The sequence below is a fragment of the Exiguobacterium sp. SH0S7 genome (assembly GCF_004337195.1).
Classification (GTDB): Bacteria; Bacillota; Bacilli; order Exiguobacteriales; family Exiguobacteriaceae; genus Exiguobacterium; species Exiguobacterium aurantiacum_A.
This window is the reverse complement of sequence record NZ_SJVA01000002.1, coordinates 19,889-43,712: the sequence shown is the minus strand read 5'-3', so window position 1 is coordinate 43,712 and position 23,824 is coordinate 19,889. Positions and strand designations below refer to the sequence as shown.

Annotated in this window: 28 protein-coding genes; 27 read left to right on the top strand and 1 reads right to left on the bottom strand. The window is 53.2% G+C overall.

The window, feature by feature from the left end:
• Positions 1-63: 63 nt before the first annotated feature.
• From rpsA to EVJ22_RS03825, 23 genes are all read left to right on the top strand, one after another.
• On the top strand, positions 64-1,212 hold the full coding sequence (gene rpsA / locus EVJ22_RS03935) for a 30S ribosomal protein S1 (RefSeq protein ID WP_070327437.1): 1,149 nt from the start codon (positions 64-66) through the stop codon (positions 1,210-1,212).
• Between the two features lie 129 nt (positions 1,213-1,341).
• Positions 1,342-2,652 (top strand): ribosome biogenesis GTPase Der, encoded by a 1,311-nt coding sequence (gene der, locus EVJ22_RS03930; RefSeq protein WP_035386714.1) that lies wholly within the window; start codon positions 1,342-1,344, stop codon positions 2,650-2,652.
• Positions 2,653-2,669: 17 nt separating this feature from the next.
• Positions 2,670-3,698 carry an NAD(P)H-dependent glycerol-3-phosphate dehydrogenase gene (locus EVJ22_RS03925; protein ID WP_131443333.1) on the top strand — a complete coding sequence of 343 codons (1,029 nt, stop codon included), beginning with the start codon at positions 2,670-2,672 and terminating at the stop codon, positions 3,696-3,698.
• A gap of 116 nt (positions 3,699-3,814) precedes the next feature.
• Positions 3,815-3,994: a DUF2768 domain-containing protein gene (locus tag EVJ22_RS03920; protein ID WP_233589594.1), complete on the top strand. Its 180-nt coding sequence runs from the start codon at positions 3,815-3,817 to the stop codon at positions 3,992-3,994.
• Positions 3,995-4,006: 12 nt separating this feature from the next.
• Positions 4,007-4,708 (top strand): hypothetical protein, encoded by a 702-nt coding sequence (locus EVJ22_RS03915; RefSeq protein WP_131443536.1) that lies wholly within the window; start codon positions 4,007-4,009, stop codon positions 4,706-4,708.
• Positions 4,709-4,815: 107 nt separating this feature from the next.
• Complete coding sequence (locus tag EVJ22_RS03910) at positions 4,816-5,091, top strand: HU family DNA-binding protein (RefSeq protein ID WP_198010937.1); 276 nt, start codon at positions 4,816-4,818, stop codon at positions 5,089-5,091.
• 128 nt (positions 5,092-5,219) lie between these two features.
• Positions 5,220-5,792: a heptaprenyl diphosphate synthase component 1 gene (locus EVJ22_RS03905; RefSeq protein WP_071399652.1), complete on the top strand. Its 573-nt coding sequence runs from the start codon at positions 5,220-5,222 to the stop codon at positions 5,790-5,792.
• A 20-nt stretch (positions 5,793-5,812) separates the two neighbouring features.
• The gene (locus tag EVJ22_RS03900) at positions 5,813-6,514 is read left to right on the top strand and encodes a demethylmenaquinone methyltransferase (protein ID WP_035386712.1); all 702 of its coding nucleotides are present in this window, start codon (positions 5,813-5,815) and stop codon (positions 6,512-6,514) included.
• Between the two features lie 30 nt (positions 6,515-6,544).
• Positions 6,545-7,480: a polyprenyl synthetase family protein gene (locus EVJ22_RS03895; RefSeq protein WP_233589593.1), complete on the top strand. Its 936-nt coding sequence runs from the start codon at positions 6,545-6,547 to the stop codon at positions 7,478-7,480.
• A gap of 91 nt (positions 7,481-7,571) precedes the next feature.
• Positions 7,572-7,988, top strand: a complete 417-nt coding sequence (gene ndk, locus EVJ22_RS03890) for a nucleoside-diphosphate kinase (RefSeq protein WP_070327431.1) — start codon at positions 7,572-7,574, stop codon at positions 7,986-7,988.
• 116 nt (positions 7,989-8,104) lie between these two features.
• Complete coding sequence (locus EVJ22_RS03885) at positions 8,105-8,884, top strand: CheR family methyltransferase (RefSeq protein ID WP_070327943.1); 780 nt, start codon at positions 8,105-8,107, stop codon at positions 8,882-8,884.
• 10 nt (positions 8,885-8,894) lie between these two features.
• Entirely contained in the window at positions 8,895-10,058 is a 1,164-nt protein-coding gene (gene aroC, locus EVJ22_RS03880; RefSeq protein WP_131443331.1) for a chorismate synthase, read from the top strand.
• The gene (locus tag EVJ22_RS03875; protein WP_131443329.1) at positions 10,052-11,101 is read left to right on the top strand and encodes a 3-dehydroquinate synthase; all 1,050 of its coding nucleotides are present in this window, start codon (positions 10,052-10,054) and stop codon (positions 11,099-11,101) included. The genes aroC and EVJ22_RS03875 overlap by 7 nt, the downstream gene beginning before the upstream one ends.
• Positions 11,101-12,351, top strand: a complete 1,251-nt coding sequence (gene aroA / locus EVJ22_RS03870; RefSeq protein ID WP_131443327.1) for a 3-phosphoshikimate 1-carboxyvinyltransferase — start codon at positions 11,101-11,103, stop codon at positions 12,349-12,351. Before EVJ22_RS03875 ends, aroA begins: the two co-directional genes overlap by 1 nt.
• 35 nt (positions 12,352-12,386) lie before the next feature.
• Complete coding sequence (locus EVJ22_RS03865; protein ID WP_131443325.1) at positions 12,387-13,658, top strand: tetratricopeptide repeat protein; 1,272 nt, start codon at positions 12,387-12,389, stop codon at positions 13,656-13,658.
• A gap of 24 nt (positions 13,659-13,682) precedes the next feature.
• A complete protein-coding gene (locus EVJ22_RS03860) occupies positions 13,683-14,216 on the top strand; it encodes a ReoY family proteolytic degradation factor (RefSeq protein WP_016509965.1) in 534 nt (177 codons plus the stop codon).
• Positions 14,217-14,382: 166 nt separating this feature from the next.
• Positions 14,383-14,823 (top strand): DUF2487 family protein, encoded by a 441-nt coding sequence (locus tag EVJ22_RS03855; RefSeq protein ID WP_071399659.1) that lies wholly within the window; start codon positions 14,383-14,385, stop codon positions 14,821-14,823.
• Positions 14,824-14,933: 110 nt separating this feature from the next.
• Positions 14,934-15,437, top strand: a complete 504-nt coding sequence (locus EVJ22_RS03850; RefSeq protein ID WP_070327425.1) for a QcrA and Rieske domain-containing protein — start codon at positions 14,934-14,936, stop codon at positions 15,435-15,437.
• Between the two features lie 16 nt (positions 15,438-15,453).
• The gene (qcrB, locus tag EVJ22_RS03845; protein WP_016509980.1) at positions 15,454-16,125 is read left to right on the top strand and encodes a menaquinol-cytochrome c reductase cytochrome b subunit; all 672 of its coding nucleotides are present in this window, start codon (positions 15,454-15,456) and stop codon (positions 16,123-16,125) included.
• Positions 16,126-16,158: 33 nt separating this feature from the next.
• Positions 16,159-16,953, top strand: coding sequence for a menaquinol-cytochrome c reductase cytochrome b/c subunit (locus EVJ22_RS03840; protein WP_071399660.1), 795 nt, complete (start codon positions 16,159-16,161; stop codon positions 16,951-16,953).
• Between the two features lie 87 nt (positions 16,954-17,040).
• Complete coding sequence (locus tag EVJ22_RS03835) at positions 17,041-17,658, top strand: DUF1405 domain-containing protein (RefSeq protein ID WP_071399661.1); 618 nt, start codon at positions 17,041-17,043, stop codon at positions 17,656-17,658.
• A 38-nt stretch (positions 17,659-17,696) separates the two neighbouring features.
• Complete coding sequence (locus EVJ22_RS03830) at positions 17,697-18,380, top strand: zinc metallopeptidase (protein ID WP_071399662.1); 684 nt, start codon at positions 17,697-17,699, stop codon at positions 18,378-18,380.
• A gap of 50 nt (positions 18,381-18,430) precedes the next feature.
• Positions 18,431-18,895 (top strand): GreA/GreB family elongation factor, encoded by a 465-nt coding sequence (locus EVJ22_RS03825; protein ID WP_131443323.1) that lies wholly within the window; start codon positions 18,431-18,433, stop codon positions 18,893-18,895.
• 60 nt (positions 18,896-18,955) lie between these two features.
• On the opposite strand, the gene EVJ22_RS03820 is transcribed toward EVJ22_RS03825, so the two are convergent.
• Entirely contained in the window at positions 18,956-19,831 is an 876-nt protein-coding gene (locus EVJ22_RS03820) for a YitT family protein (protein WP_016509982.1), read from the bottom strand.
• 113 nt (positions 19,832-19,944) lie between these two features.
• Here EVJ22_RS03820 and bshB1 point away from each other — a divergent pair, with 113 nt between their 5' ends.
• From bshB1 to EVJ22_RS03800, 4 genes are read left to right on the top strand one after another with little or no spacing between them, the layout of a single operon-like run.
• Positions 19,945-20,628 (top strand): bacillithiol biosynthesis deacetylase BshB1, encoded by a 684-nt coding sequence (gene bshB1, locus EVJ22_RS03815; protein ID WP_131443321.1) that lies wholly within the window; start codon positions 19,945-19,947, stop codon positions 20,626-20,628.
• Positions 20,625-21,746, top strand: coding sequence for an N-acetyl-alpha-D-glucosaminyl L-malate synthase BshA (bshA, locus tag EVJ22_RS03810; RefSeq protein ID WP_131443319.1), 1,122 nt, complete (start codon positions 20,625-20,627; stop codon positions 21,744-21,746). The genes bshB1 and bshA overlap by 4 nt, the downstream gene beginning before the upstream one ends.
• Positions 21,743-22,882: a CCA tRNA nucleotidyltransferase gene (locus EVJ22_RS03805; protein WP_131443317.1), complete on the top strand. Its 1,140-nt coding sequence runs from the start codon at positions 21,743-21,745 to the stop codon at positions 22,880-22,882. The genes bshA and EVJ22_RS03805 overlap by 4 nt, the downstream gene beginning before the upstream one ends.
• Positions 22,855-23,817 (top strand): biotin--[acetyl-CoA-carboxylase] ligase, encoded by a 963-nt coding sequence (locus tag EVJ22_RS03800; RefSeq protein ID WP_131440168.1) that lies wholly within the window; start codon positions 22,855-22,857, stop codon positions 23,815-23,817. The genes EVJ22_RS03805 and EVJ22_RS03800 overlap by 28 nt, the downstream gene beginning before the upstream one ends.
• Positions 23,818-23,824: the final 7 nt, after the last annotated feature.

The following is a 23,824-nucleotide window of genomic DNA, read 5'->3' as shown; positions in this document are numbered from 1 at the left end:
TACTAGGTGTTAAGCGCCTTAGGGCGCTCCTTTTTGTACTCATCGTGAGGGGGTAGTGTTGGAATGGTCGAAGAAATGAAAGATATGCCTGATTTTGAAATTAATCGAGGTCAAATCGTGACCGGTATCGTCGTCAAAATCGAGGACAAGCAAGCGTTAATTGATATCGGTTACAAAACCGAGGCGATTTTGCCAATCAGCGAAGTATCAAGCATGCATTTAGACGATTTAAACGAATCACTCCATGTCAACGACGAAATCCGTGTCAAAGTGAAAAAGGTCACGGATGAAGAGGTTGTCGTATCGAAGAAAGACGTAGATGCCGAGGCAGCTTGGGATCAAATCGTTGAAAAATTCGAATCGGGCGAAGTATTTGAAGTCATGGTGAAAGATAAGGTCAAAGGCGGTCTTGTCGTCGATATCGGCATCCGCGGCTTTATCCCGGCTTCACTCGTAGAAAACCACTTCGTCGAAGATTTCTCATCATACTTGCATAAGCCGATTACGGTTAAAGTCGTCGAGATGGACCGCGAAAAAAATCGCGTCATCTTGTCGCATAAAGCGGTGGCAGAGGCAGAGATGAGTGCGAAGAAGGCGGAAACGCTTGAATCGCTCGAGGTCGGTCAAATTATCGAAGGAACCGTCCAACGTCTGACTGACTTTGGTGCGTTCGTCGATATCGGCGGCGTCGACGGTCTCGTCCATATTTCTGAGATGGCTCATAGTCGTGTTGAAAAACCGAGTGATGTCGTCACAGAAGGTGACAAAGTGAAAGTGAAAGTACTTGGTCTTGACCTCGACAATGAAAAAGTGAAATTGTCGATCAAAGAGACGCAACCGGGACCGTGGGAATCGGTTGAAGGCAAGATTCAACCTGGGGACGTGATCGCGGGGAAAGTCAAACGTATCGTCACGTTTGGTGCGTTCGTCGAAGTCGCGCCGCAAGTCGAAGGGTTGCTCCACATTTCTCAGATTGCGAACCGACACATCGCGACGCCATCTGAAGTCTTGTCTGAAGGACAAGAAGTGAAAGTGAAAGTGCTCGACGTCCATCTCGATGAGAAGAAAATCTCATTGTCGATGCGTGCACTCGAATCAGAAGACGGTTCACGCGATGATGAAGAGCAGTCTTTGCTTGACGAATATAGCGATCAAGGCGGATTCTCTGTATCTGAACTGACAGGTGAAAACGCCTCGGACGATTCTAAATAAGACGGTCGTTCAAGCGGGAGTCATACTCCCGCTTCTTTTTGTATGGTCACTAATATTCGACTGTGCTATAATTGTGCAGTTGCAAATAGGAACGATAATTTTTTGAATGAAAGTTAAAGAGGTGTTTATATGGGAATTCCAGCAGTGGCCATCGTAGGCCGCCCGAATATTGGGAAATCCACGATTTTCAACCGGATCATCGGTGATCGCGTATCGATCGTCGATGACAAACCGGGAGTTACACGCGACCGTATTTACGGTACGGGTGAGTGGTTGAACCGAAAGTTTCATTTGATCGACACAGGCGGGATCGAGGTCGGCGATGAGCCGCTTCTCGTTCAGATGCGTCATCAAGCCGAACTCGCGATCGATGAGGCGGACGTCATCGTCTTCATGGTAAACGGTCGTGAAGGGATCACGGCAGCGGATGAAGAAGTCGCGAACTTGTTGTTCCGTTCGAACAAGCCGATCGTGCTTGCCGTCAACAAAGTCGATAACTTCGAGATGCGTGAACTCATGTATGAGTTCTACTCGCTCGGGTTTGGCGACCCGTTCCCGATCTCGGGAACACACGGACTCGGTCTTGGTGATCTGTTAGATCGTGTCCTCGAACTCGCGCCGGACAAAGACGATTACGAATACAACGAAGATGTCATTCAGTTCTCGCTCATCGGACGCCCGAACGTCGGGAAATCGAGTTTGACGAACGCGATTCTCGGTGAAGAACGTGTTATCGTCTCGGCGATCGCCGGAACGACGCGCGATGCGATCGATACACCGTTCACTCGTGATGGACAAGAGTACGTCATCATCGATACGGCCGGTATGCGTAAGCGCGGCAAAGTGTACGAATCGACAGAACGTTATAGTGTCATGCGTGCCCAAAAGGCGATTGAACGTTCGAACGTCGTCCTCGTCGTCATTGACGGCGAAGAAGGCATCATCGAGCAAGACAAACGTGTCGCAGGACTTGCCCACGAAGCTGGGAAAGCGATCGTGCTCGTCGTCAACAAATGGGACGCTGTCGAGAAAGACGACAAGACGATGAAGAAGATGGAAGAGAAGATCCGCAAGGAATTCCTATTCCTCGACTACGCGCCAATCGTATTCTTATCGGCACTCACGTCGAAGCGGTTGCAAACGCTTCTTCCTGTCATCAATCAAGTTGCCGAATCACACCGTCAGCGTATTTCGACGAGCGTGTTGAACGATGTCATCGTCGACGCGGTCGCGATGAACCCGACACCAACGGACAAAGGACAACGACTCAAGATCAACTATGCGACGCAAGTGGCGATCGAGCCACCGACGTTCGTGTTGTTCGTCAACGATCCTGAGTTGCTTCACTTCTCGTACAAACGTTATCTAGATAACCAGATTCGCCGCGCGTTTGACTTTACTGGTACACCGATTCACATCGTGGCTCGTCAGAAAAACTAGTAATGGGGGTGCCTCACATGGCAAAAGTAGCTGTCATTGGTGCAGGAAGCTGGGGAACGGCATTATCGCTCGTCCTCGCTGACAATGGACACGACGTCGTGCTCTACGGACGTGAGGAAGATCACGTCCATGAGATCAACACGTCGCATACGAATTCGACTTACTTGAAAGATGTGCAGCTTCCGGCGTCGATCCGGGCAACGACCGATTTGAAAGAGGCGGTTCTAAATTGCTCAATCATTTTCCTCGTCGTCCCGAGCTCGGCGATTCGCCCGGTTTCCCGTGAAGTGAACGATTTGCTCACGGAACCGGTCACGATCGTTCATGCCGCAAAAGGGATCGAACCGAAGACGCATAAGCGCTTGTCTGAGATCATCGCTGAAGAGATCGATCCGTCAAAACGTCGAGCCATCGGTGTATTGACGGGTCCGACCCACGCCGAGGAAGTGGCCGTCCGCAAACCGACGACGATCACCATCGCGTGTGAGGATTTATTTGTCGCTGATGAGATTCAAGAACTGCTCACAAACGATCAGTTCCGAGTCTATTTGAACTCTGACGTCATCGGAGCGGAATACGGGGGCGCGCTTAAAAACATTATCGCCCTTGCCGCCGGGATGACCGACGGGCTCGGATACGGCGACAATGCGAAAGCTGCCCTCATGACGCGCGGAATCGTCGAGATCGCTCGGCTCGGTGTCAAACTCGGCGCTAACCCGGCCTCGTTCTCGGGCTTGACTGGGATCGGTGATTTGATCGTGACCGCGACGTCACAGCACAGCCGAAACTGGCGAGCTGGTAACGCCATCGGACGTGGGGAGAAGCTTGAAGACGTACTCGATCAGATGGGTATGGTCGTCGAAGGTGTGCGTGCCTGTGAAGCGGCGCACACACTTGCCCGCGAAGCCGGCGTCGACATGCCGATCACGGAAGCGCTTTACAACGTGCTGTTCGAAGGAAAAAGTCCGCATGATGAAGTGAAAAAGTTGATGAGACGCCCACAAAAACACGAAATGGAAGAAGTTTTCCATTTCGAGGGCGAATAACAACAAAGGAACTGACGTTTTCGTTCAGTTCCTTTGTTTTTTTTGCTACACTAAATTACGGAGTAAGATTTATAGAGAAAGTCGAGGGGATAGACGTGACACCGTCACTCATCAAGATGTGGATTTCATTTGCGGGGATTGGGGCATTTGCCGTCGCTGCGCTCATGGTGGCAGTCAGCCACACGAAACTTTCAGGCTGGTTTGCGGTGCTCATTCGAGTCGTCGCATTCGTGATTTTTCTATTCGGAACGATCATTATGATTTATGTGGTCGCTTCTGGACCGACAGGAGGGTAAACCGTGAAACGAATGTTTTTAGCCGTCAGTTTGGCGACGGCGACGCTGCTCGCCGGATGCATGTTCCCGGAAACAAATCGGGTCGACAACGTGCCTTATGAGGACCAGTTGAAATCGGTCCAGACGGCGGTCGACTCGTTCAAAGAGACGACCGGTGTCTTACCGATCAAAACTAAGCCGGCCGAGACGCCGCTGATGGAACGTTACCCGGTCGAGTTTAGCCGCCTCGTCCCTGGCTATTTGGCAGATCCGCCGGCAAACAGTTTCGAAGGGGGCGGCTTGTTCTTATACGTCCTTGTCGACGCCGAGACAGAGCCGACGGTCAAGCTGATTGACTTGCGGGTGACCGAGCGCCTCCAACAACTGCAGACGAATATCAATTCGTTCCGAGTCAAAGAAGGGAAATATCCGTTCAAAGGGTCGCTCGGAAAAAATCAGTTTACGATCGATTACGATCTCGTTTTCGTCTCCGAAGAACCGTTCATCCCGAGCCCATACACGGAAAACGAGTTGCCGATCTATGTGGATGGGACTGGTCAATTGTTCGTCGATTACCGGGCTGACATCGAAGCCGTGCTCGAGAACACGGATGCCGAGCCGAAAGTAGGAGAGGATATTCGTTATTTGCTCTACGATGACGCACCGTTCGCCCCGGCTTATTCGCAAGGGTATACGATTAATGACCAAGGTGAGGTCGAGTTTTTAAACAATTGAGTCGAGCAAGGTGTCCGCTTATGACCTTTTCGCTTAAAAAATGTTGTCATATCAACGTTTGTACGATATGATTAATCCCGTAAACTCTCTGTGAGAGGAGGTGAATCGTGATGAACAAAACTGAATTGATCAACGCAGTTGTCGAGAAAGCAGATGTGTCTAAAAAAGACGCAACGAAAATCGTAGAAGCAACGTTTGAATCAATCACTGAAGCACTCCAAAGCGGTGAGAAAATTCAATTGATCGGTTTTGGTACTTTTGAAGTTCGTGAACGTGCTGCCCGTAAAGGTCGCAACCCACGTACGAAAGAAGATATCGAAATCCCTGCAAGCAAAGTTCCTGCCTTCAAAGCAGGTAAAGCGCTTAAAGATGCGGTCAAATAATGAGCAATACATAAGTCGCCGAGAGGCGGCTTTTTTTGTAGTTGAAAGCAAGTTCACATGGCGTGAATGTGACAAAAATGTGCTATACTATGTCAGAATGACAACGAAGAGGACGAGGGGGGGATAGCATGGAGCAGTTGACAAACGAAAGCGTTGTCACCGACCTTGCTCGTCAAATCGAACAACGTATGACTCATCCGTATTTGACGAGACACGAGATTGTACCCGCGGTCGACATGCCTTTACTTCGTTGGATGATCGACATGATTGAACTCGAATCGCATCAACATCGACAGCTCGTGCTCGCGACTTATTTTGCCCATCAAGCACTCGAGCTGCACGATCAAGTGAAGGAGTGCCCGAACGGGTCCCTTGAACGGCAACTTAAAGTGCTCGCCGGAGATTACGCCTCGGCTCAATTTTATAAAATATTGGCGATGTTTCCAGCGGACTATAGCAACCGTTTCGGTCGAACCGTGCAGCTTGTGAACGGCGCGAAGTGCACACTCGCCTTAGGGACGGACGTCGCTGTTGTGACGTGGATGGAAGCGAACTTCGGATTAATCAAAACGTTTTCCGAACTGCTAGGTCAATCTTATTTGACATCGTACGGGAAAGAAATCATCGAACAGAAGGCAACAGAACTGCGCCAAGAAAAAAGAGAACAGCTATCGACACTACTCGCGCATGCTGTCGCTTAGAACGGAAAGGGTGTTACGTGTTGCAACCGAAAGAGAAAGAGCAAAAAGTATATGAAGTATTTCAAACGATCTCGCCAAGCTACGATACGATGAACTCGATCATCAGTTTCCGTCTGCATAAATGGTGGCGCAGAGCGACAATGCGGCGCATGCAAGTGTTCCCCGGCGCAAAATGTTTGGACGTTTGCTGCGGGACGGCCGATTGGACGATTCAACTCGCCGAGGCGGCCGGAAACACCGGGGTCGTCAAAGGACTCGATTTTTCTGAAAATATGCTCGCTGTCGGACACGAGAAAGTGGCTGATTATCCGATGATCGAACTCATTCACGGGAACGCGATGGAGTTGCCGTTCGGAGATCATTCATTCGACTATGTGACGATCGGATTTGGCCTTCGGAACGTACCGGATTATATGACGGTCCTCCGGGAGATGCACCGCGTCTTAAAACCGGGCGGGACAGTGGTCTGTCTCGAGACGAGCCAACCGACGGCACCACTATTCAGCGGGCTCTATAAATTTTACTTTGGATCAGTCATGCCGCTATTCGGCAAAGTGTTTGCCGGGTCGTATGATCAATACAAGTGGCTGCAAGAATCGACGGATCAGTTCCCTGACCGGTTGACGTTAAAGCGCATGTTTGAAGAAGCCGGGTTCGAGCAAGTCGAAGTCAAGGCGTTTTCCGGTGGTGCGTGCGCCATGCACCTAGGAAAGAAGTGGTGAACGATGTCTTTAAAGCGACTTTATCGCCACATGAACCGAGAAATCGAACAGATTGATCGGTTTTTGTCGACGCGGGTCCACACGGAACATCCGGTGATCGAAGCCGCATCGAAACAATTGCTAGATGCCGGGGGGAAGCGGATCCGTCCGGCGTTCGTATTGCTCAGTGCCGGATTTGGGACTGGGAATGATATTCGTCTGACGAAAGTTGCGGCGAGCCTCGAGCTGATTCATATGGCGTCACTCGTTCACGATGATGTGATCGATGACGCGACACTGCGCCGCGGAAAACCGACCGTGATGGAACGATATGACGAGAGCGTCGCCATGTATACCGGTAATACGTTGTTCGGGGAAGCGATTCGGCTCGTGTCCGAAGTCGATTCCCCGGAAGTGATGCAAATCATGGCGGAGACGATGGAACTGATCTGTATCGGCGAGATCAATCAAATTCAAGACCAATATGACTGGGCGCAATCCCCGAAGCGGTACTTGGACCGGATCGCCCGGAAGACGGCACTCTTGATCGAGACGAGTTGCGCGGCCGGGGCCGTCGTCTCCGGGGCGTCACCTGACGTCGTCAAACAACTTCGGTTGTTCGGCTACGATATCGGGATGGCGTTTCAGATGACGGATGATTTGCTCGATTTCACGGCGAAGAGTTTTCAACTCGGTAAGCCCGTCGGTGAAGATTTGAAGCATGGGCATAAAACATTGCCGCTCTTCTATTCATCAGAAGATCCTGTGTTTTATGAGCGGTTGCAGCAAGTCACGAACGCCTCGAACGATGAGATGACCCGGACGCTCGTCCGCGAAGTGCAACGGAACGGTACGCTTGAACGAAGTCAACGCACGATCGACCGTTACGTGAACCGGGCGATTCAGCGACTCGATTCACTGCCGGATATTCAAGACAAACGGTCGTTGATTGAGATTGCCGAATATATCGGCAAACGAAAATGGTAGTTCACACCTTGTAAACCCTTTCAAAAATGAAGATGACCGTGTAAACTGATAAAGTACATGGTACACATATTGATTTAGGGGGACTAGGGGTATGGAAAAGACATTTTTAATGGTAAAACCTGACGGGGTGAAGCGTGGTTTGATTGGGGAAATCATCACACGTTTCGAGAACAAAGGGTACACGTTGAACCGTCTCGAAATGCTGACGCCGTCAGTTGAGGTTGCAGAATCGCACTATGCGGAACATAAGGAAAAACCGTTCTTTGGAGAACTCGTCGCATTCTTGACGTCAGGTCCGGTCGTCGCGATGGAGTGGGAAGGCGAGAACGTCGTCGCCGTGTCTCGGTTGATGATTGGCAAGACGAACCCACTCGACGCGCAGCCGGGAACGATTCGTGGCGACTTGGCCTCGACAATGTCACAAAACGTCATCCATGGTTCAGACAGCGTAGAAAGTGCCGAGAGAGAATTATCGCTCTGGTTCGCGACTGAAACATCACACGTTTGATGACGATAAAAGGGACGGGGCCTCCTGTCCCTTTTTCTATTTGCATTAAAGCGCTTTCGTATGTTCGGACACGACATGATCTAGGATAAGAGAAAGAATTGAGGTTAGAACTGGTGATAAATGATTATGCGATCTTCGTAAAAAAGTTTTATTTAAAGTCTGGAATCGACTTGAATTTATACAAAGAAGCACAAATGAAAAGACGAATGGTCGCGCTCCGCGAGAAGAAGGGCTACGCCACATTTATCGAGTATTTTAAAGCGATGGAGTCAGACCGAGGTTTGTACGACGAATTTTTAGACCGGATGACGATTAACGTCAGTGAGTTTTATCGAAACCCGGTCCGCTGGCAACAGCTCGAGACGGACGTGTTGCCTGAGCTCATTCGTAGAAGCCAAGGGAAACTCCGGGTCTGGAGCGCGGCTTGTTCGACGGGAGAAGAACCGTATTCACTTGCGATGTTATTGTCGAAGCATTTGTCACCCGCCCAGTTCACGATCACAGCGACTGACCTAGATGACTTGGTGATCGAAAAAGCGAAACAAGGCAAGTATCATGAACGGGCGCTCGTCGATTTGCCGCCTGAGTTTCGAGATCGTTACTTCACCCGTCGAGATGACGACTATTTTGTCTCGGACGAGATTAAAAAACTCGTGACGTTCAAAAAGCACAACTTGCTCGCTGACGTCTACGAACGTAACTTTGACTTGATCGTCTGTAGAAACGTTTTGATCTACTTTACGGAAGAGGCGAAAGAGAAAGTGTACAAGTCGTTCCACCGCTCGCTTCGTCCGGGCGGGGTCCTCTTCGTCGGAGGGACTGAACAAATCTTCCAGCCGAAGCGTTACGGATACAAGATGAAACAAAGTTTCTTCTACGAAAAATTTGAGGAGTGAGGTGGCGCATATGCGTTATTTGACAGCGGGAGAGTCACACGGACCGGGATTGACTGTCATCATCGAAGGAGTCCCGGCCGGCTTAAGCGTCGACGTCGAGGCAATCAACGGCGAGTTGGCGAAACGTCAGTCGGGCTACGGCCGTGGACGCCGAATGCAAATTGAATCAGACAAAATCGAGGTGAGGGCTGGGGTTCGTCATGGGATGACGACCGGAGCCCCTGTTTCGTTTTGGATTGAAAACAAAGACCATGCGCATTGGCGGAACGTCATGCAGGCAGAGCCGGTCGACGACCAGTTTGAAATCAAGCGCCGGGTCGTTCGGCCTCGTCCGGGACATGCTGACCTTGTCGGCGGTCTTAAGTATGACCACCGAGACCTTCGGGACGTGCTCGAACGTTCGAGTGCCCGCGAGACGGCGGCCCGCGTCGCTGTCGGTGCGCTCAGCAAACAGTTGCTCGACGCAGTCGGCATGTCGCTCGTTAGCTATGTGAAAGTGATCGGCGGCATCGAGTCCGCGCCGAAGCACTACGCAGCACTCGAAGAACTACGGACCGTCATCGAGGCGTCACCCGTACGCACGACTGACGAAACGTCCGGTGAAGCGATGATGCGTTTGATTGATGAAGCGAAAGCGGCCGGAGATTCACTTGGCGGCGTCGTCTGCACCGAAGTGCATGGCGTCATCCCAGGGTTGGGTTCTTACGTCCAATATGATCGCAAGCTCGATGCGGCCATCGCTCGCGCCGTCATGAGCGTCAACGCCATCAAAGGAGTTGCCTTTGGCGATGGATTTGACATGGCGTACCGTCCAGGATCGGAAGTGATGGACCCGATCGCCTATGACGAGTCCGGGTATACGAGATTGAGCAACCATCTAGGCGGTTTTGAAGGAGGGATGACGACCGGGATGCCAATCGTCTGCAGTGCCGTGATGAAGCCGATTCCGACGCTCTACAAACCGTTGCAATCGGTCGATATCGATACGAAACAACCGTTCCTCGCTCAAATCGAACGAAGTGACGCTTGTGCCGTCCCGGCTGCGTCACTCGTCGTCGAGGCGGTCGTCGCGTTCGAACTCGCACGTGAGTTGTGTGAGACGTTCGGACACGACACCGTCAAACGAATTCAGTCGCGGGTCGCGGCGTATCGTGAGGAAATCCGGTCGTGGTGACGATTCATGTTGACGCATCCGTCCCTTATGACGTGTCGATTGAGCACAGCGACGCCTGGTTGGACCGCGTCGATTATTTCCCGGCTTGCTCGACGGTATGGGTCATTACAGACCGGACGGTGGATGCGCTACATGGCGAGGTGTTCAAACAACGTCTAGCCGGCATTCATCCGCAGATTGTTTGGTCGGTCGTCACGCCAGGTGACGGCTCGAAATCACTCGAGACCGTTGAAAAACTCGTGACAGACGGGTTGACCGCACGCTGTGACCGCGACACGCTCGTCGTTGCTTTTGGCGGGGGCATGATCGGGGATTTGGCCGGTTTTCTCGCGAGTGTGTATATGCGAGGGGTCCGTTACATCCAAGTACCGACGACTGTGCTCGCCCATGATTCAGCGATCGGCGGCAAAGTCGCCGTCAACCACCCGTTGTCTAAAAATGCGATCGGTGCGTTTTATCAACCGATCGGTGTGCATTATAACGTGTCCCGTCTCGAGACGCTGAGCAATCGTGACGTCTTGAGCGGGCTCGGTGAGTTGATTAAACATGCTTACTTGTCACGTTACGTCCTCGCTGCTTCATTCGAGGATGAACTGTTTCAGGCGTTGTCAGTTGGTACGCTAGACTGGGAATTGTGGCTTGCGCGCGGGATTGAAGTGAAACGTGTCGTCGTCGAGGCAGACGAACGGGAACATGGAGTCCGGGCGTGGCTCAACTTTGGTCATACGTTCGGGCACGCTTTAGAGTCGGTCGAACGGTATCGGCTGTCGCACGGGGAGGCGGTGCTGTATGGCATGGTATACGCCTTTCTCGTCGGAGGAGACACGGATCGGGCCAGTAAGCTCGCCGCTTGGATGCGGGCGCGCCGCGTCAGCCGGGTTGAATGGAAACCGTTCGAGACGTATTTGACGGTGATGGGGCTCGACAAGAAAAATCGAGATGGACAAGTCCGTTTCGTGTTGCTCGGTGAAGCGGTTACCGTTGAGGCGGTGCCGTCCGAGCGGCTTGCTGAAGCATACATACAGTTGAAAGGATGGTTCTGATGGGGTTGAATGGATTGATTCGAGTACCGAGTGATAAGTCGATCACGCACCGCGCGATCTTATTCGGCGCGATAGCGAGCGGGGAGACGGTCGTCATGAATCCGCTCCTTGGGGCAGATTGCCGTTCGACGATCGATGCGGTCCGCAGTCTCGGGGCAAGCGTCGAAGAACTCGACGAGCGTCTCCGAATCAAAGGTGTCGCGTCAGTCGTTCCGGCCACGCTTGACTGCGGGAATTCGGGGACGACGATGCGCCTGCTCTCGGGTCTCGTCTCCGGATATTCGGGTGAGTTCACGCTCGTCGGAGACGACTCGCTCTCGAAACGGCCGATGCGTCGAATCACTGAACCGCTTCGACAGATGGGGGCCGACATCGACGGCGAATTCGCCCCTGTTCGGATCAAGGGGCGGCGCTTGAGCGGGATCGATTACACGTTACCGGTCGCGAGCGCGCAAGTGAAGTCTGCTATCCTATTGGCCGGTCTTCGCGCTGACGGGACGACGATTGTCCGGGAACCGATGCTGTCACGCGACCATACGGAACGGATGCTGCCGCTGTTTGGTGGACGAGTCGAGATCACGAACGAAGATGGCGTGCGGACGATCCGGCTATCGTCAAGTCACCTCGACGGGGCGACAGTCGACGTGCCAGCCGACCCGTCGTCGGCTGCTTTCTTCTGGGCCGGGGCCGCCATCGTCCCAAACAGCCGCGTGACGACGACCGACGTCTGTTTGAACGAGACGAGAATCGGCTTTTTACGAACACTTGAGCGTATGGGAGCGAACGTCGAGATCACTCGGCTGCGACCACTCGGGGAAGAGACGGTCGGAGATGTGACGGTGACGACGAGCGAACTTCAAGGGGTGACGCTCGAAGGCGAGGCCATCCCACGACAAATCGATGAACTCCCACTCTTCGCTCTCGTCGCGTCGCAGGCGTCGAGCCCGTCAGTCGTAAAGGATGCGGGTGAACTGCGTGTGAAAGAGACCGATCGGATCAAGACGGTCGCGAGCGAGCTCGCGGCGCTCGGTGTCGATATCCGCGAGACCGAAGACGGGTTCAGCGTTTTCCCGAGCCGGCTTCAGGCTGGTCATGTGTCCTCGCATGCGGACCATCGTCTATCGATGATGCTACAAGTGGCAGCTTTACTGATCGACGAACCCGTCGTCATCGACGGGATCGAAGCCTCTGAAATCAGTTACCCTCATTTTCGTGACGATTTACAACGGCTCGGTCGTGAGATAGAATAACGGCAATACCTGAAAGTGGTAGGAGGAAATTAATTATGTTAGACGAATCAGTATTAAACCATATAATCAAGATGCTCGAAAAAGGTGAGACCGAGCACGCCTTGGCGCACCTTGAAGCGCTTGAGACAGAAGGTTCGGACGAAGATCGGTTGGCGATTGCCGACCTATATCTCGAACTGGGCCTCGCCGACCGGGCTGTGAATTTACTAGCAGCACTGTATGTCGACTACGCGGGCAACCCGCACGTGGCGCTGTCGCTCGCTGAAGCGTATCTCGACAGCGACCGGGAAGAAGAAGCGATCGCCGTCCTTGAAACGATCGATGCGAGCGACAAAGAGGCGCACATGAGAAGTCTCGTCTTATTAGCTGATTTGTATCAATCGCAAGGACTTGACGAAGTCGCGGTCAAGAAATTGATGGAAGCGTTACAGGCGAATCCGGACGAGCCGCTGCTCGTCTATGGGCTGGCCGAACTATACGCCTCGATCGGTTCGTTTGAACAGGCGGTACCGCTCTATGCTCGCTTACCGCACTTGCGATTACCCGAAGAACTCGATTATCAAGCCGATTACGCTGAAGCACTGACGATGATCGGCTCGTTTGAAGAAGCGCTCGATGAATTCGAGAAGACAGAGAACCGCAATCTGAACACCGTGTTCGGACATGCGATGACGGCCCACCGCATCGGACGTGATGAGGTCGCCATCAAACAGTTCGAAGAGCTCCGCTTGATGGACCCTGACTTTACATCGCTTTACTTGCCGTATACGGAAGCACTCGAGGAACTCGGTCGCATCGATGAAGCGCTCGAAGTGATCGATCAAGGGATCGACCGTGACGACTATAACGATGAGCTGCGCACTGTCAAAGCGAAGCTGTTCTTGAAGCAAGGCCGCACAGACGAAGCGGTCAATGAGCTCCGCGAAGCGCTCGCCTTGAACCCGGAATCGCTTCAAGCGACCGAACTGCTGTTGTCAATCTTGTTCGAAGCGGGAGACATGGAAGCCGTACTCGAGACAATCGATGCGCTCGAAGAGCACTCGACGTCGACGCTCATGACGTGGTACAAGGCGAAAGCCGCCTATGAACTCGAGGACTATGAACAGGCCGTCAATCTATACACTTCTATCGAACAAGTTTATAAAGAGGACGTGTCATTTTCGACTGAATGGGCTACACTATTGATAGAAGAAGGACAGCGTGACAAGGCGCAACGTGTGCTCGAGCAAACGCTTGCGCTCACCGTGGATATGATCGACCGCCAAATTCTCGAAGAGCGGATCGACTTGTTGACGGATCGCGATTAATCAATATAAAGGAGATGGGGTCATATGGTCGAGCGGAAAAAGAATTTTTTAAAGCGATTCCTCGCTCATCATACGCTTCGTAAGCGAGAGGCCAAATGGATCATTGATTATTGGCTTAGACATCCTGAAAAACTTGGGAACGTTCATTTCGTGACGAACGCCTCGGTTTCACCGCGCAGCCTCGTCATGACGGCGTACGGCTTCGAAGGGGAACCGTTCCGTTACCGACGAGGTGACCTCATCACGGTCAATCCGGAAAAGGCGTACCATGACATTCGGCTCCACGACGGGACGATTTATGTCGAACTAAACTTTCAAGGGATGATGATTGATGAGAGTTGGATCGACATCGTCGAGCTCAATCCGTTTGAGCCTGTCGCCGAGATTAAAGACGAAGTGACGAACTCGGCCCAGACGGTCATTCGAGCATCGGTCGCCCAGTTCGAGGAAGAGCGTCTGCTCGTCGAGATTGACGAGGCGCTTGATCGCCGGGACGAGAAGCTGTTTCGTAATTTGACAAGCAAACTTCATCAAGTGAGAGCATCGAAATTATTTTAGAAAAAACAAGCGCTTCCGTTATGGAAAGCGCTTGTTTTTTGGTATATTAATGACGTAGGAATACACAATAATTTCACATTTCGTTCATAACTTTCGAGAGGAAGCGAATGTAGGTACGCTACAATGGACATGATGATGTATGTCTTCTAAAGAGAGGAGGAGGAAGATGAGGTTCGATGGCATGGATGCGTTGAAATCGCTGACCGAACGCCAATACGTCGATACGCTCATCGTCCCACTCGTCGAACTGGCGTTTGATGAGGAGATGGTGCGTAAAGCCGAAAGCTACGAGGTCGTCCAAGCGGTGGCGCTTGAAACCGAACGACAGCTGTCTGGACGGACGATGCTGAATCCGACGCTTAGCTATCTCGATGTCGAGGCCGGGTACGAACTTGCATGCGCAGTCATGGCAAAAGCAACGACGGCCGGGTTTGCCCACGTGTTGTTCATCTCTTCAGACGTTCGCTTCAAAGCGTTCGAGTTACCGATCATATTCGTTCCGCCACTTGCCTTAAAAGGCATGTCGGGGGAGCAGTCGCACACGATGGTCCAAAATTTTGCGACACAAGTCATTACAGAGCTTTCGGGCCGTTGGATGGCGACATGAAGCGGTTGACGTAGAGGTTTTATTGATATACTATTTTGGTGAGTGAGAAATTTTTGTGAAGAATGCATAAAGAATTATGGGGTTATGCACACGAATGAGGGGGGAACCAAATGGCTCAAAATGGGTCAAAAGTCACACGCCGTCAGTTCTTAACGTATACGTTAACTGGTGTAGGTGGCTTTATGGCGGCAACATTGATCAGTCCGATGGTCAACTTTGCGATCGATCCGGTCTTGAAAAAATCGGGTGCGGGCGACAAAGTGAAGGTCATGAGTCTTGACGACATCACGACTGAGCCGCAACGTGTCGACTTTAAAAAACAAACGCAAGACGCTTGGTATGAATTTGAAGAAACACTTTCAGCATGGGTGTTCAAAGACGAGAACGGTGAAATAATCGCACTCTCTCCTATCTGTACGCATCTTGGCTGTCAAGTAGGTTATGGTGGAGATCCGACAAGACCGTCAGAGTTTTTCTGTCCGTGTCACTTCGGACGTTACGAAAAAGACGGAACGAACATTCCGGGTACACCTCCGACATCACCGTTGGCACGCTATGAAAAAGAAGAAAAAGACGGCTTCCTATACTTGGGCAGTCCAGTCGCACAGTTGTGAGAGGGGGAAATAGTCGATGTTACAAAAAATTTATGATTGGGTCGATGAACGCGTCGACATCACGCCGTTATGGCGCGACATCGCTGACCATGAAGTACCGGAACACGTCAACCCTGCCCATCACTTTTCAGCATTTGTTTATTGCTTCGGCGGTCTGACATTTTTCACGGTCGTGATTCAAATTCTGTCAGGGATGTTCTTGACGATGTACTACGTTCCAGATATCATCAATGCCCACGCATCGGTGTATTACTTACAGAACGAAATCGCACACGGACAAATCGTTCGTGGGATGCACCATTGGGGCGCATCGGTCGCGATCGTCATGTTGTTCTTACACACGCTCCGCGTGTTCTTCACCGGGTCGTATAAGAAACCACGCGAACTCAACTGGGTCGTCGGAGTCCTCTTGTTCTTCGTCGTCTTGGCGCTCGGTCTTACAGGTTACTTGTTGCCTTGGGATATGAAAGCGTTGTTCGCAACGAAAGTTACGCTTCAAATTGCCGAAAGTGTTCCTGTCATTGGTGGAATCGCCAAGACCCTTCTCGCCGGTGGTGAGATCGTCGGGGCACGGACGCTCACGAACTTCTTCGCCATTCACGTCTTCTTCTTACCGGCGGCCTTGTTCGGACTCCTCGGAGCCCACTTCCTGATGATTCGTAAACAAGGAATTTCTGGACCGCTATAAGCCGATTCGAAGACAAAAAGGAGGAGAAACGATATGCATCGCGGTAAAGGGATGAAATTTGTAACCGACTCTCGAGTAGGAATCGGGAATCGGAAACAAAATATTGCTAAAGACTATTCTGAATATCCAGGACGCACTGAAGCGTTCTGGCCGAACTTCTTGCTTAAAGAGTGGATGGTCGGTTCGGTCTTCTTGATCGGATTCATCGCCTTGACAATCGTCGAGGCAGCACCGCTCCAAAATATTGCCGATCCAACGAACACGTCATACATTCCATTACCAGACTGGTATTTCTTGTTCTTGTATCAATTGCTCAAGTACCAATTCGCGGCGGGAGACTGGATCCTGCTTGGAACGGTCATCTTGCCTGGAGTCGCGTTCACGGCTCTCTTGATCGCACCTTGGCTTGATCAAGGACTCGAACGTCGTCCGGCCAAACGACCGGTCGCGATCAGCTTCATGCTGCTCGGGATTCTCTCGATCATGTACTTGACGTGGGAATCTGTTCAAACGACGCATTGGGATCAAGTTCATGAGCAAGGGATTCTTGAAGTTCCGGGCGAAGGACCTGAAATCGACACAGCCGCACCTGGCTATGAGATTTATGCAGCCCAATCTTGTGTGAACTGCCACGGTCAAAACCTCGAGGGCGGGGCGGCAGCTCCAGGACTCGTCGGAACGGTCTACACGGCTGAAGAGATCGCGGATATCGCGGTCAATGGTGTCGGTACGATGCCGGCCGGTCAGTGGGACGGTTCGGATGAAGACCTTCAAGCCATGTCCGAGTTCATCGCTTCATACGGTGAAGGCGGCGAAAATAATCAGTAAGCAATCGAGTGTAGTCCTTTATGGGCTACACTCTTTTACTTATCGGCAACGAAAGCTACAATAAAGAAAAAAGGACGGAATAATTTCATGAACTATACGCTGTTGCTTCCCTTTCTAAAACATAAAGCCGTTTTAACGTTCCTCTTCATCGTCAATCTGCTCGGCACGATTTACGGATACGTCTGGTATGAACCACAGCTTCGCGACACGCCGCTCATCTATTGGCCGTTCGTACCGGACAGCCCGACGGCGTCACTATTTTTCACAATCGTCCTGGCGCTGTGGCTGCTCAAAAAAAGTTCACCGCTCATCGAGACGCTCGCCTTCATTACACTCGTCAAATACGGGGTATGGGCCGTCGTCATGAACGTCTTGTTCCTCATGAAGCTAGGAGACGACGCGGATACGTTCATCGTGCTCATGGCCGTCATGCTCATGCTGTCTCACGGCGCGATGGCGGTCCAAGCGTTTCTATACGCTCCGTTCATGCGTTGGACCATGTCGTCGTTCGTCTTGACGCTCATCTGGGTCATCCATAACGACGTCGTCGACTACGTGCTCGGACAATGGCCGCGTTATCCGTCGCTCGCCGAGCATATTATGTGGATCGGCTACGGGTCGTTCTGGTTGACGGGAATATGTTTTTTTGTGGGATACCGACTCATCCTGCGCGCTTCGCTTGATAATAAGTTCATAAGAATGTAAAATCGAGATATCAAATATACGCAGAGGTGATATAGAAAATGTCATTAGGTGGCTATATTTTCTATCTCGCGCTGATCATGCTCATCCCGTTATGGGCTCAGATGCGAGTGAAAAGTACGTACAAAAAGTTTTTACAACAACCGATTCAAAGCGGTGTCACCGGCGCTCAAGTCGCTGACTTCATCATGAAACAAAACGGTGTGCACGATGTCCGCATCGAGATGGTCGACGGTTTGATGAGTGACCATTACGACCCGACAAATAAAGTCGTCCGCTTGTCACGAGAAGTATATCAAGGGGCGACAATCTCGTCGGCGGCGATCGCGGCCCATGAGATCGGCCACGTTATCCAAGACGCAACCGATTACAAGATGATGCGTGTCCGCCATCGGCTCGTGCCGGTAGTGAACATCACGTCAAACTTGTCGTTCCCGTTGCTCATAGGAGGTTTCCTCTTAGGTGCGATGGGACTCGCCCAGCTCGGTGTCGTCATGATGCTCGGGGCGGTCTTGTTCCAACTCGTCACGCTCCCGGTCGAATTTGACGCCTCGAAACGCGCCATGGCCGAATTGACGAGTCACGGGATCGTGACCGCGACGGAAGAGTCAGGTGCCCGTAAAGTGTTGAACGCGGCTGCTTGGACTTATGTCGCAGCGACACTTGTCGCGGTTGCCGAACTGATCCGTCTCGCACTGATCGTCTTTATGCCACGCGATGAATAGAATCGATCCCGTCGACTGACGGGATTTTTTTGTATGAGGAGGGGAATTGTATGGCAAAACCACAGTTGACGAAGTCAGGCCGTCTTCGTCTCATCGAACAGCTCGAGTCGCTCCGCGGAAGCGGCCGGAGCGAGGCGCTCGAACGAGTGAAGATGGCGCGCAAATTTTGTGACTTTAGAGAAGACGTGACGTACTTTGAGGCGGTCCGGGAACAAGAGCGCATCGAGGCGAAAATTGTTGAACTCGAGCGCGTGCTTGCCGACGCGATGATCGAGGATGATGCGCCAACGGATCGCGTCGGTTTCGGAGTGGAGGTATGGATCAGGGAACTGCCGGACGGTGAGGACGAGACGTATCGGATCGTCGGTGAGCTCGAGGCTGATTTGGCGAACGGGACGATCTCGGTCTCGTCCCCGCTCGGAAGCGGCTTGATCGGAAAACGAGTCGGGGAGACGGCTAGTATCGATTCGCCGGGCGGTGCTCTTTACTTTGAAGTCAAACGGATCGAACGATAGAGAAGGCGTCCGCACAAAAGAGACGAACGCATCCTTAGTTTGGGGATGCGTTCGTCTTTTTTATTTGAGCGGTACGCGATTCTCGTCGAACGTGAACCCTTCGCCGCCGACTTCGTATACGTGATGGAACGTGACGAAAGCGTGCGGGTCGATCTGTTTGACGATCGTCTTGAGGCGGTTGACCTCGTTGCGTCCGACGACGACGTAAATCACTTCGAGCTCTTTATTCGAATAGCCGCCTTTCGCGAGCAGACGAGTCGTCCCGCGGTTCATCGTCGCGTGGATGCCGTCGGCGATGGCGGTCCGGTGGTCGCTGATGATCATCGCGGCCTTACCGGCATATGTGCCTTCCTGCATCGAATCGATGACGCGGGCGCCGATATAGACGGCTAGGAGCGTATACATCGCCTCGCGGATGTCGAGATACGTCAAACTGAGGACGATGACGAAAAAGTCGAACACGAGGAACGTCTTGCCGATCGACCAACCGACGTAACGTTGGACGAGGCGAGCGATAATATCGATGCCCCCGGTCGTCCCGCCGTTGTTGAAAATGATGCCGAGACCGACGCCGATGAACAGACCTGCGAATAAACTCGCGAGCACCATGTCATCGGTCAAATCGATGACGAGGTTCGAGTACTTGGCGATCAGCCCATACCAGAGCGAAAAGCTGAACGTCCCGACGAGCGTATAGATGAACGTCGTCCGCCCGAGCAGCTTGTAGCTGACGAAGAAGAGCGGCAGATTGAGCGCCAAGTTCGTGATCGATGGCGACCAACCGAACAAGCCGCGCAGAATCAACGTGATCCCGGTGAAACCGCCTTCGGCCAAGTTGTTTTGGACGTTAAAATGAAACACGCCGAACGCAAAAATGAATGAACCGATGAGAATAAAGAATATATTGCGAAACCGAATCGGTAATTGTACCGTCATGTGGTTCACCTCCCATCCATAAGCGTACTCGAAAAACCTGTGGATTGCCTACCCTGAACATATGACATTCGCCAGTGAGTCCGATATACTTTTCACAGAAGAGGTGATTTTTTATGAAAATAGTAGCAATCGGGGCCCATCCGGACGATATCGAAATCGGCATCGCCGGCATGACGGCCCAGTGGACGGGTGATCGCGTCCCGGTCCTGTACGTCGATTTGACGCGGGCCGAACTGTCGTCGAACGGCGATGTCGTTACGCGGGCACAGGAAGCGGCGACAGCCGATAGAATTCTCGGCGTCCGTCGCATCAATCTTGGTTTCCCTGACCGTGGCCTGCTCGGGACAGCCGACCAAATTGAAGCGCTCGTCCGCTTGATCCGGACCGAACGACCGACGCATCTGCTCTATCCGTACGGCGTCGACCGCCATCCCGACCACGGGGCGTGCGCCCGTCTCGTCGAAGAGGCGCTGTTCAACGCCGGGATTCGCAAATATATGTCTGACGTCCCGGCTTACCGTCCGGACAGCGTCTATCAATACATGATCAACGCCCACGTGCGACCGGACGTCTGCATCGACATCACGGCGACGCTCGATAAAAAAGTGGACGCGTTGACGTCATACGCAAGTCAATTCACACCAGTTGACGGCGTCGACACACCATTGACCGATGCGTACGTCGACCGCGTCGTCGCGCGCGACCGTCACTTCGGTAGCTTGATCGGCACGGACTACGCCGAAGGGCTCATGACCGTCAAACCATACGTCGTCACGCAGGCGGGTGAGCTCGCATGAAGCTACGTATCGGAGTCCTCTGTTATCCGTCGGTCGGAGGTTCAGGCATCCTCGCGACCGAGCTCGGGATGAAACTCGCCGACCGGGGGCACGACGTCCATTTCATCACGTCGAGCATCCCGTTCCGGTTGAATGCGTATCATCCGAACATCACGTTCCACCAAGTCGAGATCAACCAGTACTCGGTGTTCCGCTATCCGCCGTACGATATCACGCTCGCCTCGAAGATCGCGAGCGTCATCCGTGCGTTCGGCCTCGACGTCATCCACGCGCACTATGCGGTGCCCCATGCGGTTTGTGCCGCGCTCGGACGCGAGATGGCCGAGAGCAAGACGCCGATCGTCTCGACGCTCCACGGCACCGATATTACGGTGCTCGGGGAAGATGAAGAGTTGAAACCGGCGATCCTGTACGGTTTACGCCAGTCGGACGCGATCACGGCCGTGTCCGACAGTTTGAAGCGCGAGACGCTTGAGCGGATCGATGCAGGCCTTGAGATCGATGTCATTCATAACTTTATCGACGAATCGGTTTATCAGCCGCAAGCCGAGCCGTCGCTCCGTGAACGTTACGGCTTGTCAGCAGCCGACCGCGTCGTCATCCATATCTCGAACTTCCGACAAGTGAAGCGGATCGACCTCGTGCTCGAGGCGTTCCAGCGGATGAGCGTCCCGGGCAAGAAGTTGCTCCTCGTCGGTGACGGACCGCTCATGGGGGCGATGCGTCGACTAGTGAGCGAGATGGCGCTCGAAGACAGTGTCATCTTCGCCGGGAAACAAGAACAAGTCGCGGCGTTGTTGTCGATCAGCGACGTCCATCTTCTGTTGTCTGACAAAGAGGCGTTCGGTCTCGTCGCTCTCGAGGCGTTAGCGACAGGCGTCCCATCGGTCGTCAGCGATGCCGGGGGCTTGCCGGAAGTGATCACGGACGGAGTGGACGGTTTTGTCGTCGCGCGCGGCGACGTCACAGCGGCCACGACCGCGCTCGAAGCGATCTTGCTCGACGATGCGCTCCATGCGAAACTGCGTGCCGGCGGGCTCATGAAAGCGAGACAGTTCGCGTCTAAAGACATCGTCACGCAATATGAACGACTATACGAACAGGTGGTGCGCCGATGACAGAATGGGAGTATGCGAAACAAATCATAAAAAAAATCAACGACCACGGGGGCGAGGCGTACATCGTCGGCGGTGCCGTTCGTGACTACGTGCGCGGCACGCTTCCTGATGACATCGATATCGCGACGTCGTTGTTCCCGGAAGACGTCATGAAACTGTTCCCGAAATCGGTCCCGACCGGAATCGATCACGGGACGGTCACGGTCATCCTCGATCATCATCCGTTCGAGGTGACGACGTTCCGTTCGGAAGGGACGTATTCGGACTCGCGACGCCCCGACCACGTCTCGCTCGGCGTCACGCTCGAAGAGGACATGTTGCGCCGCGACTTCACGATGAACGCGATGGCGTTCCATGACGGCAACGTCGTCGACTTGTTCGGCGGCCGGCTTGACCTCGAGGCGCGGATCATCCGTACCGTCGGGAGCCCGTATGAACGCTTCAACGAAGACGCGCTCCGGATCATGCGTGCGTTTCGGTTCATGTCCCAGCTCGACTTCACGCTCGCTGATGATGTGCGGAACGCGGCGCGGACGCTCGGCCACAAATTGCAAGACATCGCGATGGAACGCATCGCCATCGAGTTCGAGAAGTTGATGACGGGACCTGCTTACCGCCGGGCGCTGATCGACCTTGTCGAGCTCGGCATCCATCAGTACTTACCTGACGTGTCCAAACAGCTCGTCCATCGTGTCGTCGCCGACAGACGGGCACCGATCAACGCGGTCGGAGGCTGGGCGCTATTCGTCTATCACGCCGGAGACATCCGTTGGCTCTCGCCATGGAAGCGTTCGAACGCCTTGAAGCGGGAGGCGGGCGTATTGGCCAACCTGTTCGACTCCGGGCTCGATACGCTCACTGTATATGAGACGGATCAAGCGACGCTCGAGACGTATTTGCGGATGACCGGGAGCACGGAATCGTCCGACGCCTTAAAACGTGTGCTCCCGATCCAGTCACGGCGGGAGCTCCGGTTCGACGGTCGCGATGCGCTACAGGTAGGGGCGAGCGGCGCACGGATCAAGCACTTGCTCGCCGACCTCGAACGGCGCGTCGTCCTCGGCGAGTTAGCTAACGAGGAACAAACGTTACGAGAGGAGGCGGTCATGTGGCTTCAACGAGAGGAAAGGTCTTAAACTTGCTCCAAGACGGGGCGGTGTGGAGCGGGCAGGAATTGGCCCGCCAATTAAATATTTCACGTACCGCCATTTGGAAACACATCGAGACGTTAAAACAAGACGGTTACGACATCGAAACGATCCCGCGTAAAGGGTATCAACTGTTCGGACGGACGGACCGGCTCGATGAACCGGCGTTCGTCTCGTTCCGGCACGGCCGGTTCGGGCAACACGTCTACGCCTACGACCAAGTCGACACGACGCAGCGCATCGCCCACGAATTTGCCCAAAAAGGGGCGCTTGAAGGGACGCTCGTCATCAGCGAAGAACAGACGGCAGGGCGCGGCCAACTTGGGCGCAGTTGGCACAACCCGAGCCACGTCAATATCGCGGCTAGTATCATCCTTCGTCCGGCGCTGCCGATTCGGGAAGCGTCGAAGCTGACGCTCATGGCGGCGAGCGCTTTCGCCCGGTCGCTAAGGCAACAAGGCGTCCCGGCATTTATCAAATGGCCGAACGACCTGCTCGTGAACGGGAAGAAGATCGGCGGGATTTTGACCGAGATGCAAACTGAAGGCGACCGCATCCAAGCCGTCATCCTCGGCTTCGGATTGAACGTCAATACGGAGTCGATCCCGACTGACTTGGTTCACCGGGCGACGTCGATCAAATTGGAGACGGGCGTCGCATTACGACGCAGTGAAGTGCTCGCCGATCTATTGGCCGAGCTCGAGACCGAATATGACGCGTTGCTCGAATCCGGGTTCGGCCCCGTCCGCGACAACTGGCTAGAGCACGCCGCTTATTTGAATGAAGAAGTGACGTTGACCGCCTCGGGGGAGTCTAAACGCGGTATCATGCGCGGCATCTCAGAACAGGGGGCGCTCCTGCTCGAGCGTCATGGTGCCATCGAAGCCATCTATTCCGCTGAAATCGCAGTCTGGAATGATTGATGGAAAC

Excerpts from the sequence above, each read along its gene's own strand:
- bshB1 (WP_131443321.1), top strand. The coding sequence starts at position 19,945 with ATGAAAATAGTAGCAATCGGGGCCCATCCGGACGATATCGAAATCGGC.
- bshA (WP_131443319.1), top strand. The coding sequence starts at position 20,625 with ATGAAGCTACGTATCGGAGTCCTCTGTTATCCGTCGGTCGGAGGTTCA.
- EVJ22_RS03855 (WP_071399659.1), top strand. The coding sequence starts at position 14,383 with ATGAGGTTCGATGGCATGGATGCGTTGAAATCGCTGACCGAACGCCAA.
- EVJ22_RS03895 (WP_233589593.1), top strand. The coding sequence starts at position 6,545 with ATGAACCGAGAAATCGAACAGATTGATCGGTTTTTGTCGACGCGGGTC.
- ndk (WP_070327431.1), top strand. The coding sequence starts at position 7,572 with ATGGAAAAGACATTTTTAATGGTAAAACCTGACGGGGTGAAGCGTGGT.
- EVJ22_RS03905 (WP_071399652.1), top strand. The coding sequence starts at position 5,220 with ATGGAGCAGTTGACAAACGAAAGCGTTGTCACCGACCTTGCTCGTCAA.
- qcrB (WP_016509980.1), top strand. The coding sequence starts at position 15,454 with ATGTTACAAAAAATTTATGATTGGGTCGATGAACGCGTCGACATCACG.
- rpsA (WP_070327437.1), top strand. The coding sequence starts at position 64 with ATGGTCGAAGAAATGAAAGATATGCCTGATTTTGAAATTAATCGAGGT.
- EVJ22_RS03825 (WP_131443323.1), top strand. The coding sequence starts at position 18,431 with ATGGCAAAACCACAGTTGACGAAGTCAGGCCGTCTTCGTCTCATCGAA.
- EVJ22_RS03840 (WP_071399660.1), top strand. The coding sequence starts at position 16,159 with ATGCATCGCGGTAAAGGGATGAAATTTGTAACCGACTCTCGAGTAGGA.
- EVJ22_RS03820 (WP_016509982.1), bottom strand. The coding sequence starts at position 19,831 with ATGACGGTACAATTACCGATTCGGTTTCGCAATATATTCTTTATTCTC.
- EVJ22_RS03920 (WP_233589594.1), top strand. The coding sequence starts at position 3,815 with ATGTGGATTTCATTTGCGGGGATTGGGGCATTTGCCGTCGCTGCGCTC.
- EVJ22_RS03830 (WP_071399662.1), top strand. The coding sequence starts at position 17,697 with ATGTCATTAGGTGGCTATATTTTCTATCTCGCGCTGATCATGCTCATC.
- EVJ22_RS03925 (WP_131443333.1), top strand. The coding sequence starts at position 2,670 with ATGGCAAAAGTAGCTGTCATTGGTGCAGGAAGCTGGGGAACGGCATTA.
- EVJ22_RS03865 (WP_131443325.1), top strand. The coding sequence starts at position 12,387 with ATGTTAGACGAATCAGTATTAAACCATATAATCAAGATGCTCGAAAAA.
- EVJ22_RS03860 (WP_016509965.1), top strand. The coding sequence starts at position 13,683 with ATGGTCGAGCGGAAAAAGAATTTTTTAAAGCGATTCCTCGCTCATCAT.
- EVJ22_RS03835 (WP_071399661.1), top strand. The coding sequence starts at position 17,041 with ATGAACTATACGCTGTTGCTTCCCTTTCTAAAACATAAAGCCGTTTTA.
- aroA (WP_131443327.1), top strand. The coding sequence starts at position 11,101 with ATGGGGTTGAATGGATTGATTCGAGTACCGAGTGATAAGTCGATCACG.
- der (WP_035386714.1), top strand. The coding sequence starts at position 1,342 with ATGGGAATTCCAGCAGTGGCCATCGTAGGCCGCCCGAATATTGGGAAA.
- EVJ22_RS03805 (WP_131443317.1), top strand. The coding sequence starts at position 21,743 with ATGACAGAATGGGAGTATGCGAAACAAATCATAAAAAAAATCAACGAC.
- EVJ22_RS03850 (WP_070327425.1), top strand. The coding sequence starts at position 14,934 with ATGGCTCAAAATGGGTCAAAAGTCACACGCCGTCAGTTCTTAACGTAT.
- aroC (WP_131443331.1), top strand. The coding sequence starts at position 8,895 with ATGCGTTATTTGACAGCGGGAGAGTCACACGGACCGGGATTGACTGTC.
- EVJ22_RS03915 (WP_131443536.1), top strand. The coding sequence starts at position 4,007 with ATGTTTTTAGCCGTCAGTTTGGCGACGGCGACGCTGCTCGCCGGATGC.